This window comes from Dolichospermum sp. UHCC 0259, assembly GCF_009711935.1.
Lineage (GTDB): Bacteria > Cyanobacteriota > Cyanobacteriia > Cyanobacteriales > Nostocaceae > Dolichospermum.
Map to the genome: position 1 here is coordinate 1 of NZ_VIKX01000169.1, position 13404 is coordinate 13404.

Sequence of the window (13404 nt, forward strand, 5' to 3'; positions counted from 1 at the left end):
TTCGTTCACTTACGCCGTAGTGTACTAGTAACATTTGCACAATATCATCGGGAGTTTTTTCGAGTTCTTGGCTTAATTGCTCACGGTTTGTCATATATTTAAACCTCTAAGATAATATCAATAGCGATCGCACTCCTCCAGTTTATCCCATGCGATCGCCTGATCATCTTACATGAAGCATAAAGATCACTTTCCTTGTCGCAAACATCCCATTCATACAAACAAAAAAGGTGGGTTAATAAAATGTAATTCTACAAGAGGGGCGATTTTACTGTATTATTCAGGGGGCTTGTTGGATAACCAACGAATCTTTGCATCTTCATCTTCTAAATGCAAGTTATAAGTCAAATTGTGGGCGAATTCGGACTGAGATTCCAAATAGCTTGCATAAGCTTGCCACAAATTTTCCAAGGCTGACACACTACTCGTCATATTATTTCTATTGGGATTGTATTGAGGGACTTCCACCTCTGCCATATTTTCCCACTTAATTCTTCCACGGTTCATTCCAGTTGTGCTAGACAGTATATCACCCAAAATTTCTTTTGATCTTAAAATGGTAGTATAGTAAACAGCTTCTTCTTTTGAATCTGCCTCTAAAATAGTATATTCATTTGATACAAACTTACCTTCATGATAAGGAGGTACAATTCCAATCGCACCTCTTCCAACACCCATATTAGAAAACAGAATATCCCAAGCTTTGACCCTATAAAGCTTAGGATATGAACAGTCATTGCCTTCTTTCAAATCTCCATCTAAGATATCTCCTCCATAATTAATTTTTAACATCTGATATTCTTCTTCATTTTCAACACTAATTCCTCGATTTTTATCTTCATGTAAAACCTGTCTTAATTTCACAATAGATAAGTTTTGGCTTGTCCAATACCCTTTTCTTCTTCCATTATCATTGAAGCAATACTTAGGATCTAATCTATCTTCAATTCTAGAAATAGGAACAACATAATTACCTGAAATGCCTTGTTCAAATTTCTTAAAATTATCGACTATTGCTTGAAGCTCTTGTTCCTTTCCAGAATCAAGTTCTTGCTTGCTAATTCCAAGTCTTTTGGCTATTTTTTCGCCTAAGCCTAGATATACAGATTTGGACATAAAAACGTCAGACTGTACTTCTTCTGGTTGTTTTAGCCTCAAAATTAAAATAGAGGTTTTCACTCTCGAAGCGGATCTTTTGAAGGCATCTCCAGGTAAAGAAATGATACCTCTGATAATAAAATTATTTCTAATGTAATTCCGAATTGGTTGATAATTGCTTCCAGACAGAACTGATTCATCTATTATTGCTAATACTTTTCCATTTTCAGAAACAAGATCCTTATACCTCTCTAAAAACATGACACTACTGAGAAGAGAAGAACCTCGAATGCCTGAAATAGTAGCTAATTCATATTGATCTAAAACTGCTGCTTGGTCTGTATTTTTATAATCATACCTAAGAGAAAAAGGCGGGTTTGAGAGTATAACATCGAATTTCTTTACAGGAAAAATTTCTCTTAATTCTCTAATTTCTCTGTCATACTCGATACTTCCTCTGCCAATTTGACCAATTGACTTGTTCAAAGAATCAGCAAAGAAGATATTGCTACCTCCATCACCGTGAAGATACATATTCATACGAGCAATCCTGTAAATTGGTGGATCACTTCCTGCGTCGATTCCAAATATTTGCTTGTTTCTTATTTGCTCTTTAATCCTTGATTTCTCTCTATTGGAAATTCCCACAAGATTGTCTGCTTTGCCTAGCATATCAAGCATTGCTGCAATTAAAAAACCACCAGAACCACTACAAGCATCTAGAACAGTGTCACACCTATCCTTTGAGACTTTTAGATCAGCTATTTTAACCATTAGTGTAACAATATCTCTAGGTGTAAAATACTGCCCTAACTCTTGACCACGAACAGTTGCATCGAGGAAGGTTTCAAACATACGTCCATGTATGTCTTCTTCCATGCTGTATAAGTCAATATTTTCTAACTTTTCGACAATTCTTTCAATAGTCTTTGGGTTTAAGTTAATTTCCGCATTAGCGTCAAAGAATCTCTTTTTATTTCCTTCTGTTATATCTCTTTCAAGACCACTTACTAAATTCTTAAATAAGATATCATTGACTGGATTTTCAACTTCTGTCTGTCTAGAAATCCAATACTTAGAGAAAATAATATCCTCTAGCTTCGGCGGCTTTTCTCTTAATCTTGCTCGTAATTCTTTATCCTTCTGAAGCTTTACAAAAATTATCTTAATTAATTCCATGAAAGCAGCACTTGGCGTTTTCTTTTCTTCTTGCCAAATACTTTGATGAATATTTTCAAAAAGTTTTGATAGTTTATCTAATGAAGTAGGTGCAAATTCAAAAAGAGATTGACCAACTTCTTGTTGTTCGTCTTCTGTAATTTTTGCAATATTTTCCTTACTTATAAAGCAAGTCAGTTCTATATATTTTTCATCTGCTTCTTGAAAATTAATAAATTCAAGAGTGATGATCTCACCACTCTGATCCCATCTGAATAATTTAGTTAATATTCCATTGGTTAAAACAAAGTATTTAACAGGATTAAATCCATCAAAAAGCCTGTTAATTTCTAAACAGTAGGATGAGCATTGAGATACCCAATTATCTATATTTTCATCTGGACTTTTGGCATCAATAACAATTACTGGCAAGCCATCTACTGAAACAATATAGTCTGGCTTGTAAGAAACTTTTTTTCTGCCTTGTCCAACCTTTATAGAATCAATAGAAGTTTTAAGTTTTATCTCAGAAGCAACATAACCTAATATTTCCAGTAATGGGTTAATAAACCAACTCTCTACACTTGCTTCATTAGACAAATCCGATAAATCGCACAAAATGTTTCTCATTTAACCTAGAATTATTGAATATTAGATGTCGAAATCAGTATACATTATTATCGATCAGCAAGAGAGCGAAGGTTATTCATGCTGAAGGAATACCTACAATTTTCTCTGAAACAGTCCAAGCTGCGTAATTAAGAGCCTGTCGGATATCTTCATCCTCTAATTCTGGATAAGCTGCTAAAACTTCCTGAACCGAAAGGTTACTAGCAAGCAATTTCAAAATAAAGCCCACAGTAATCCGCATTCCTCGAATTGTTGGTTGTCCAAGGCAAACGTTAGGATTAACAGTAATGCGATCTAATTGAGCCAGCACTGTAGGACTCCTGAAATATAAAAATTCTTTCTCTATTTTCACATATAACAGGCAAATTGAGAAAAAAGTCAATTAGCTTTAACCAGCTAAAGCAGGAATTTTCAAAGGTACAAGAGCTTTATGCAGTACACTAGGTTTAGCACTTAAATACACCTCGTGGCAATTACTCTCATTGTATCCAACCACAACCGCGCCTACAGTTGTACCAATTTCTGGATACATTTCTGGACTCATCCCCCCTTCATCTAAAAAATCTGGGATTTTGATCAACCCCTTAACTAAAGACTCATCAATATTGACAAAAACGCCAAAGGGTGTATGAAATTCAACTTTTCCCAGAACAAACTGACCTAGCTTATACTTAGATTTAATATTTTCCCAACTTGTCCTATACATAATAAAAATTATATTATTTTAAGCGATCGCGCCATTTTTTAGGATCTTGAGAACAGTGAAACACCGCGTATATAGTTGTTACATTTTCAAAGTATTCGTAGAAAATAGCATAAGGAAACCTACGAACTAAAGCACGTCTGTAAGTTTCATGAGCAAATTCATACATTTCAGGATTTTTGGCAATAAATTGGATGCAAGCATCAACACACCGCAGAAACTCGTCACCCAATCCGATTTCTTGCCCCTGATACCAGTCATAAGCATCAGCAATATCTTGTTCTGCTTGTGCTAAAGTGATGAGACTCTTAACCATTGCTGCGACTACGGATTCTTGCTTTTACTGATTCCCAAGAACTAGCTAAACTGGGATCTTGTAAATGGAGAGCTTTTCTTTGAGCAAGTTCTTCTTTTTGCCAGTCTAATACAGGAAGATTAGCTGATTTCGTAGCAATATCATCCCATAAATCTTCTAGAAGTTGTAGCTTTTCTGACAACCCTAGTTCAAAAATCGGTGCAAAGTCTACTTTCATAATCAACTAAGCGATCAAAATTATTGCTCTATTATTACACACAACACAGATTTTAAGAACGCGATTTAAAAGGATTAATAATCTTTAAACTGAAATCCCAGTCTTCATCCTGTTCATCCTTAAATCCTGTACTTCGACTTCGCTCAGTAACAGGTCATCCTGATTCTGACATTCTCACATACAACAGGCTTGAGAAAAAAGTCAATTAGTCTGAATTTTGGTTACAGTTAGATCACAAATAAATCGTGAGGGGTGATACTATGCGTGTTTTGCTAGTTTATCCAATATTTCCAAGCACCTTTTGGTCTTATGAGAAAATTCTGGCGCTAGTTGACAGAAAGGTATTGTTACCACCATTGGGTTTGGTGACGGTAGCGGCAATTTTGCCCCAAGAGTGGGAGTTTAAGCTTGTAGATCGTAACATCCGCGCTGCTACAGAAGAAGAGTGGGCATGGGCAGATATGGTGATTTTCTCCGCCATGATTGTCCAAAAACAAGACTTACTTGAGCAAATTCGGGAAGCGAAACGACGGGGTAAGCTGGTGGCTTTGGGTGGTCCCTATCCTACCTCTACACCCCATGAAGTCGAAGCAGCAGGGGCAGATTACCTGATTCTGGATGAAGGGGAAATCACCTTACCCATGTTTGTGGAAGCTGTGCAACGGGGCGAAAAATCTGGAGTTTTCCGCGCTACTGAAAAGCCTGATGTTACCAGTACACCCATTCCCCGCTTTGATTTACTAGAGTTTAATGCCTATGATATGATGTCGGTGCAGTTTTCGCGGGGTTGTCCCTTCCAATGCGAATTTTGCGACATCATTGTATTATATGGACGCAAACCGAGAACCAAAACACCTGCACAACTTTTAGCCGAGTTAGATTATCTCTATGATTTGGGTTGGCGGCGGGGTGTGTTTATGGTGGATGATAACTTTATTGGCAACAAGCGAAATGTGAAGTTGTTGCTGAAAGAGTTAAAAGTTTGGATGGAAGAACATCAATATCCGTTCAATTTTGACACCGAAGCTTCCATTGATTTGGCGCAAGACGCAGAGATGATGGAGTTGATGGTTGATTGTGGCTTTAAAGCGGTATTTTTGGGGATTGAAACCCCAGATGAAGATAGTTTACAACTAACTAAGAAATTCCAAAATACTCGCAGTTCCTTAACTGAGTCGGTGGAAACCATTATTAAGGCTGGACTGCGGCCAATGGCTGGGTTTATTATTGGTTTTGATGGTGAAAAAGCGGGGGCGGGCGATCGCATTGTTAGATTTGCCGAACTCGCAGCTATTCCTTCCACTACCTTTGCTATGTTACAGGCGTTACCCAATACCGCGCTGTGGCATCGGCTGACCAAAGAAGGTAGACTACGGGAAAACCAAGACGGGAATATCAATCAAACCACATTGATGAATTTTATTCCTACCCGTCCTCTGGAAGAATTAGCTAGAGAATATGTGGAAGCTTTCTGTGCTTTATATGATCCTGCTGCCTATTTAGATCGCACCTATCGCTGTTTTATGATGTTAGGTCCAGCTAGATATACAGCGCCGGCAAAAATGCCAGAATGGGTAGTTGTCAGAGCCTTACTAATTGTAATTTGGCGACAAGGATTTAAACGCCAAACTCGCTGGAAGTTCTGGCATCATTTGTTTAGTATTCTCAAGCATAATCCCAAGGTGATAGAACAATACGTTTCTACCTGCGCTCACATTGAGCATTTTATGGAATATCGGCAAATTGTCCGCGATGAAATCGAAAGTCAATTAGCCGCGTATTTAGCCCAAGGTGCAGAAACACCTTATGTACCTGTGAAGGAAAAAGTCGAAGCTGTAGTTTAATAATACCCAGATCACCGACTTCTTTGAGAAGTCGGTGATCTATTTTGTGATCGGTAAAGTCACTGTAAATGTTGAACCTACTCCCACTTGACTATTAACTGTAATTTCCCCTCTGTGGGCTATAAGGCACTGTTGGACGATTGTTAATCCCAGACCACTACCAGGAATTATCCCCACATTTTCGCCCCGGTGAAATGATTGAAATAGTTGTTTTTGGTCTGCTTCTGTAATCCCAATTCCCTGATCTTGAAATTTTAAAATTACTGTTTTTTCTTGTTTGATTAATTCAAATAGGACTGTACCGCCAGGAATTGCATATTTAATAGCATTATTGAGTAAATTACTGATAATATGCTTTAAGAGGGTTTCATCTCCCAGATATTCTAAACAGTGTTCAGAACTGGTAAAAGTTAGAGTCAACTGTTTTTCTTGGGCAGATAATTGAGATTGTTTTACTAATTCATAGCACAATTTTTCTAAGTTGAGTATATGTGGTTCGTAGAATAATTTACCTGAATCCGATTTACTAATTAATGAAGCTTCATCTAATAAATTTGATACATTGTTGATAGCAGAGCGAATTAGTTGTAAATGATTGATTTCTTGATCATTTGTCAGTCCTTGATTATGCCTTTCTAGTAATCCTGCTGCTAGAAGGATAGTATTTAAAGGATTACGAATATCATGGGAAAGCGTGGAAACCAATTCAGATTTAAGCTGATTAATTTCTTGAGATTTCAAAAGCTCTGCTGTTCTTTCTTCGACTTGAGTTTCTAATGTTTGATTAACTTGATTTAATTGTTCTAAAAATTGTTTGCGTTCTATAGCATATCGCACAGACCGCACCAATGTATCTGGATTTACGTGTCTTTTAACTAGATAATCTTGCGCTCCTTGTCTGACAGCTTCAATGGCTAGTTCTTCATCATTTGTGTTAGTCAGAACTATGATGGGATTGCTAGGATTTTGCTGGAGTAACTCAGAGATGGAAGATAATCCTTGGCTGTCAGGAAGGGTCAAGTCTAATAAAATTACGTCGTATTTTTCGCTATTTAATTGTTTGATTCCGTCTTCAAGTGTTTGAACGTGAACTAAACTAAAATTTTGAGATTTGGTGAGTTTAATAAACTCTTGCAATAACCTGGCTTCTGCTAAGTTATCTTCAATTAGTAGGATTTTTAATGTAGAAGTTGCGGTAATCATTTCCTGGTTTTACCTCTTGCGAGTTCTGGGTTAGATAAACAGTTTTCGAGGATATATTGAATATAGTAATATCCACTTATAAGAGATATAAAATTTACAGTAAAAGCCATCAAGTAAAAGACTATTATTCCTGATTCTTTCTTCTTTCTGACTACTGACTGGGCGCAGGGCCTGCGCCCCTACTTCCTGACTCCTGCTATAGTTTTATTCTAGTGGTAAGGTCGCGGTTGAAAACCAAAAGTCCTCAATACCTTTAATGATTTGGAATAGCTCACTGAGATTACGAGATTTAGTAATGTAGCAATTGGCGTGTAAGTCATAACTATGGAAAATGTCATCTTGATTTTTTGATGTTGTCAAAATGACGACGGGAATGCGTTTGAGTTGAGGATCGGATTTAATTTCTGCTAATACCTCCCTACCATCTTTTTTGGGTAAATTCAAGTCTAATAAAATCAAATCAGGACGTGTTGCGTTAGCATATTCTCCTGCTTGATGGAGGTAATTCATAGCTTCCACACCGTCCCTAACTGTGATTACTTGATGAGGTAATAGACTGGTTTTTAATGCTTCTTGAATGAGACGAACATCAGCCTTATTGTCCTCCACTAAAAAGATTATTTTGGATGTTTCTGCTATTTTGACGCTCATGATCACAACCTCTGATGGGAATGGTAAAGTAGAAAGTTGCACCCTGACCGAGTTGTGACTCTACCCAAATCCGTCCCCGATGACATTCGATAATTTTTTTACAAATAGCTAAACCTATTCCTGTACCCGGATATTCATCTCTGGTGTGTAAACGTTGAAAGATGATAAAAATGCGATCGCTAAATTGTGGATCTAACCCAATTCCGTTATCTTGAATTGAAAATAACCATTCATCTTCCCATCTTTTCGCACTAATATGAATCCTTGGTGATTGACTACTGCGGAATTTGATAGCGTTACCAATGAGGTTCAAAAATAGCTGGATTAATTGTGTTTCCTCAGCCATAACTGTGGGTAAGGGATCATGGGTAATGATTGCGCCGGTTTCCACAATGCGTTGACGTAAATTCTTCAAAGTCCGATTTAAAACTGTTTCTACTTCGGTAAGTTGAAAAGCAATTCCTAATGTATCTACGTTGGAGTATGCGAGTACGTCATCAATTAACGTCTGCATTAAAATTACACCTTCGACAACATAACCAATAAACTGTTTTGCATCTGCGTCTAGTTCTGATTCATAGCGCATTTCCAAAAGTTGCACATAATTAGCGACTTGATTTAATGGTTCTTGCAAATCATGAGAAGCAACATAGGCAAATTTTCTTAATTCTGCATTAGAACGTTTTAAATCTTCCGCTAATTGGGCTAATTCATCAGCTTGACGCAGGATAATATTGATGATGGATTTTCGTAATTCTAATGCAGCTTTAATTTCTACATTTTGCCAGGGTAAAGATGTTAATTGAACTATTTCTTTCCATAAGTCAAATGATTTACGGGGACACAAACGGACATTTTCTTCAGATTCATCAATGGAGAAAGCCTGATGGGGATTTCCACCCCAATTGACAGTTTGAATCATTTCTGGTCGAAACCATAATATATAATTTTTCCCAGAAATGGGGATAGCCAATAAACCACTCGCAACATTTTTAAAGCTAATCGCGTCTGGATAGATTTGAGGTAAAGAATCTGTGAAAAATACCTCGTCTTTTAGATTATTTCTCAGCCATTCTTCTAGAAAATTTAGTTCTTCTTCTTGAGGAGTATTACCAATCAGAGTATATTTTCCCCCAAAATAGATGGCTGCACCTTCAGCACTAGTTAAATTGAGCAGATTTATTTGATTTTTGACTAAACCATCAATAAAATTAGGTTCTTGAGACATATATTCAACCAATAGTGATTGAATATGTTTTAAATTTAGCTGATAGTCGTAATCTTCAGTTTCTTCTTTGCCAGAAATTTCTGAAAATATAATTCTTCCTAAAAATTCACAAGCTTTTCGTAATTCATAGGAAACGTATTTTGGTGATTGATGATGACAAGCAATTAAACCCCAAAGTTTGTGATCCTTAATTAAGGAAATTGTCAAAGATGCAGCCACGCCCATATTATGTAAATATTCTAGATGACACGGTGCGGCACTTCTAAGAATTGAATTAGTTAAATCAATAGGTTTGCCAGTAAATGGGTTAATTCTCGGAAAAAGTTCGGCTGATAATTGAACACTGGTATCGGGAATAACTCTAATAGAGTTTTCTAGAAATAATTGTCGTGCTGGCTGAGGAATATCTGATTCTGGATAATGTAATCCTAAATAAGACTCTAAACCATCTATTTTTTCTTCAGCAATTACAGAACCATGTCCATCATCACAGAATTTATATAACATTACTCTGTCAAATCCAGTCATTTTGCGAATTTCTTGCACAATGATTTGACTAAAATCACTTAGACTTTTACTTTTTTCTAACCGATTAATTGAGGCTTGAGCTAAATGATAAAAACTTAAAAAGGGAATATTTTCTTGAGATGCCGTAGGTTCTAATTCTAAGATTAAAAATCCTTCAGAGTTACGATAGAAAGTGGCATCAAATATTGTATATTCATCTCCTTTTTGCTTAATCCAAATTTTTGTAGGATTAATAAAATCCAGATTTTCTTCTGACAACCAAAATTTAATTTTCTGGATTTGGTAAGGATCTAGTAAATCTTCTAATTCCTGTTGGACAATATCTTCTGGAGATATACCAAAAGTGCTGAAAGTATTGCGACTAACTTGTAATATTTGTAAATCTGGCTCTTGTAAGACTAACAAAATTCCATGCGGCTGAATTTCACTAACCAAATGTATTGGCGCTTCTTTTAAGCTGGTGATATTAATATGCTGCTGCTTAACATTGATATCCATAGAGTCTTTCCTCAATAATTTTGGAGCATAAAATATGTAAATTTAATCTAAATTCCTCACACCTATAAAAATTCTTTTGGATTTAGTACCTGTGATAGTGGTAAAGCCCATAATTATAGTTGCTCTTACCTAACATTCTTACACAGAAGAACTAGCCGTTACCAAATATATAGATAAGAAATGTAAAAGAGAAAATGATTAAATCCGCAGTTTTTGTGTATATATATTAAGCAATTTCAATTTTATGTGTGGCTGCACAAAATCATGAAATTAATTCATTAATTCATCCGTCTTTATCTGCGTTTATCTGCGGTCAATTTTTCATTATTCCTAGTTCTAACTAAATCCAAGAACTAAACCACATCCGCATTCTATAACCATCAGGAGAGATAGGTAAACCTAAATAAATAGGCATCCAGAAAATGAAAGCAGCGACAATGATAAAAGTTATAGTCACACCCACTGCCCGAATTTGCCGATAATAACTCAGCAGACATTGATCAACAAACCAAGCGATCGCTATAAATGTAAATACAACCGCAGACATATAATGATAGATAAAAACACACCTTGTTACCTCTACCCAAGGGAGTAAATTAGCCCCATAATTTATGACTAAAAATAAGCCAATCCAAGTATCAACGGTGAGATTTTTAGGGATAAATAACCGCTTTTTTTCTATTACCGGCATTGTAATTGTGATGATTACCATACCAATTAAAAAGATCATCGCAGCTAAACCAAACCACCATAAAAAAGGATTACCCATAGCATGAACATCATAAATTACTTTACCAGCACCAGCGGGCAAGGGTGGGCCAAAAACAGGTAAGGAATCTTTACTACTTTGAGCAGTTTGATAATAATAAGCCATTGGTCGAGTTAACAATGGCCATTTATACCATGCAGCACAATAAGGATGAACGCTAGGACTATTACCACCTAATTGCAGATGAAAGTGTAAAATTTGTTTATGAACTTCAATAAATCCATATCTTTTATCGAGTTGGAGGTGAGGAATCCAAATCAGACTATAAATAACTACGGGAATAATTCCTAAATAGGAAAACATTTGCCAAATATTTATTTTTGTCAGATTTTGTAAGGGTGATTTTATAGTATCAGTCGGCGAATTATTGGCAGAGTTAAAAAACCGTAAATAAGAAAATAGTGGACTGCGAGATGTATGATCTTCATATTGTAACCAGCGAATTATCCAGGCTGATATCCATACACCATAAGCACCAGTTAAAAACCATAAACCATTCCATTTTGTACCAATAGAAGCACCAAAACTAATACCAGAAAGAATTAGCCATGACCAACGATTTTGTTTTTGCTGATCTAATGCTAATAATAATAACCATTGTCCAAGTAAACCAAAGATAACTATATAGACATTACTTAAAGCATAACGAGATTCTACTAAAAATAATCCATCGCAAGCTGTAAAAAATCCTGCTAATAAAGCAAACCGATGACGATAACTAAATTGATAAGTTAATAAAGTCACGATTACGGGAATTAATGATCCAGTGAGTGCATTTACCCACCGATAATTCCAAGGGGATAATAAAGAATCGGTGAGACTATTGACAGTATCTCGACCAATAGGAATGTATTTACTGATCCAAATCCCTAACCCAATTAGATATTGGCTTAATGGTGGATGAGCATTAAAAAATGGTGTATTGGTTAGATAGTTGTTACCAAATTTGGCAAAATAAACTTCATCAAATACTAAAGTATTAAATCTGCTTAATCCCCAAAAACGTAAGCTAAAGGAAAGTAGAAATATGCCCATTATGCCTAATCGAAACCAAGTTTTTTTCATGATGTTCTTCAGGTATTTTCCGAGTTAGATCCGCGACTTCTTAGAGAAGTCGGGGATCTTGTTGTCCACCAATGTAGAATAATTCAGTTTAAAATTTCTAATGATTAAGATCGCTCTCCCCAACAAGATAAAGAGCGATAGCATTAATCACCATATTTCCGCCCGCGCCATTGCTTGGGAGTGTGAAATGCAGATAAAAAGATGCGTAACACTGCTAAAGGGTCAGCCAAAGGAGAAAGCCAGAATAACCAACCACCAGTAGCATCTTTGCGATCATAGGAGGGAGCGATCGCTAATAATAAAGCAAACCGAATCACCACCAAAAATATATTCAATCCTAACAACAGCATTAATGGCAGTGAAAGCACCACACTGGGAAGCAACAAATAACCCAGTAAAATCAATAATGGTAAACCCTGCACCGCCGACAATACCCATAAATCCCCCCAAATCTGAGCCGGAGTTGCAGCATCTTTTAAATCTAAGCTGCGTCCCCATTCGTTCCAAGTTTCCCACGCCCCCTCATACATCCTCACCCTTAGCACCTTAGCTCCATCCAAAAAGCCCACCTTAAAGCCAGCAGAGGCAATATTCCGAGCCAAAGTCACATCATCACAAAAAGAACCTTTCGCACTGCTGTAGCCATCTACAGCCTTTAACACAGACCGACGACATAAAAAACACTGACCATTAGCCATCACCCGTTCCGGTTGTTCAGTATAAATCCCCGTCGGATCAAATCTATACAGCAACGTCATTAACAAAGCCGGCTGTAACCAGCATTCCCCCGGATACTTGAGAATAAACTGCGGTGATAAAGATACCAAATCATAACCTTTAGCGATCGCAGTTTTCACCAAACTCGCCACCAAACCAGCATCAGGTTGGATATCTGCATCCATACCCAAAAACCACTCACTCCCCTCAGAACTGAACAAAAAACCATTATGCAACGCCCAAGGACGACCCACCCACCCAGAAGGTAAAGGATCATCCGTCATCACCCGAAAGCGCGGGTCACTTGCTGCTGCGGCCTTTACCAAATCGGCAGTACCATCTTGTGACCGACTATCAACCACAATAATTTCCCGAACTTCATAACTTTGGCGACTCAAACCAGCCAAAAGCGGACCAATCCGCAACGCCTCATTTAACGTCGGTACAACCACACTCACACTTCCTAAAAGTTCCGGTGTCGGCTGTTGTGGTGTCAAAGCTGGATCACGTCTTGGACCCTTCAGCAAACGGGAAAGCAAAATCGCCGTTGCCGGTACTTGGATAAGTAGCAATAAAAGCGGAATAATATTTAGCAATTTTAACCCTGACTTTTTGTATAAACTAGCCACTCTAAATCTTCTCGCAATTTAGGCAAATTGACCTAAATTATCCAGCTATATGTAATTAAATAGTAACCGTTCAGGGGGTAGGAGAGCGATCGTTAAAACTTCTTTGCTTCTACAAGTTACTGCTGATACTGACAATTCAAATTCCCAACT

11 protein-coding genes are annotated in these 13404 nt (G+C 37.0%); 1 reads left to right on the plus strand and 10 read right to left on the minus strand.

Annotation, left to right across the window (positions count from 1 at the left end):
* Positions 1–276 precede the first annotated feature (276 nt).
* From FJR05_RS13170 to FJR05_RS13190, 5 genes are all read right to left on the minus strand, one after another.
* Positions 277–2856, minus strand: a complete 2580-nt coding sequence (locus FJR05_RS13170; protein ID WP_168644531.1) for an N-6 DNA methylase — start codon at positions 2854–2856, stop codon at positions 277–279.
* 106 nt (positions 2857–2962) lie between these two features.
* A complete protein-coding gene (locus FJR05_RS13175) occupies positions 2963–3238 on the minus strand; it encodes a DUF433 domain-containing protein (RefSeq protein WP_371416887.1) in 276 nt (91 codons plus the stop codon).
* 36 nt (positions 3239–3274) lie between these two features.
* Positions 3275–3592 carry an RNA-binding protein gene (locus tag FJR05_RS13180; RefSeq protein WP_168644533.1) on the minus strand — a complete coding sequence of 106 codons (318 nt, stop codon included), beginning with the start codon at positions 3590–3592 and terminating at the stop codon, positions 3275–3277.
* Between the two features lie 13 nt (positions 3593–3605).
* Positions 3606–3905, minus strand: coding sequence for a type II toxin-antitoxin system RelE/ParE family toxin (locus FJR05_RS13185; protein WP_168644534.1), 300 nt, complete (start codon positions 3903–3905; stop codon positions 3606–3608).
* Positions 3898–4122: an addiction module protein gene (locus FJR05_RS13190; protein WP_168644535.1), complete on the minus strand. Its 225-nt coding sequence runs from the start codon at positions 4120–4122 to the stop codon at positions 3898–3900. Before FJR05_RS13190 ends, FJR05_RS13185 begins: the two co-directional genes overlap by 8 nt.
* A 260-nt stretch (positions 4123–4382) precedes the next feature.
* On the opposite strand from FJR05_RS13190, the gene FJR05_RS13195 reads away from it, so the two are divergent.
* Entirely contained in the window at positions 4383–5966 is a 1584-nt protein-coding gene (locus FJR05_RS13195; protein ID WP_168644536.1) for a B12-binding domain-containing radical SAM protein, read from the plus strand.
* Positions 5967–6005: 39 nt separating this feature from the next.
* Here the strand turns inward: FJR05_RS13195 and FJR05_RS13200 are convergent, their stop codons facing one another.
* The 5 genes from FJR05_RS13200 to cruG all read right to left on the minus strand — a co-directional run bounded on the left by FJR05_RS13200 (position 6006) and on the right by cruG (position 13254).
* A complete protein-coding gene (locus tag FJR05_RS13200) occupies positions 6006–7169 on the minus strand; it encodes a hybrid sensor histidine kinase/response regulator (RefSeq protein WP_168644537.1) in 1164 nt (387 codons plus the stop codon).
* A 204-nt stretch (positions 7170–7373) separates the two neighbouring features.
* Entirely contained in the window at positions 7374–7820 is a 447-nt protein-coding gene (locus FJR05_RS13205; RefSeq protein WP_168644538.1) for a response regulator, read from the minus strand.
* Positions 7765–10074 carry an ATP-binding protein gene (locus FJR05_RS13210; RefSeq protein ID WP_168644539.1) on the minus strand — a complete coding sequence of 770 codons (2310 nt, stop codon included), beginning with the start codon at positions 10072–10074 and terminating at the stop codon, positions 7765–7767. The genes FJR05_RS13205 and FJR05_RS13210 overlap by 56 nt, the downstream gene beginning before the upstream one ends.
* 340 nt (positions 10075–10414) lie before the next feature.
* A complete protein-coding gene (locus FJR05_RS13215; protein WP_168644540.1) occupies positions 10415–11908 on the minus strand; it encodes a dolichyl-phosphate-mannose--protein mannosyltransferase in 1494 nt (497 codons plus the stop codon).
* A 143-nt stretch (positions 11909–12051) separates the two neighbouring features.
* A complete protein-coding gene (gene cruG, locus FJR05_RS13220) occupies positions 12052–13254 on the minus strand; it encodes a 2'-O-glycosyltransferase CruG (RefSeq protein WP_371416888.1) in 1203 nt (400 codons plus the stop codon).
* Between the last annotated feature and the right edge of the window lie 150 nt (positions 13255–13404).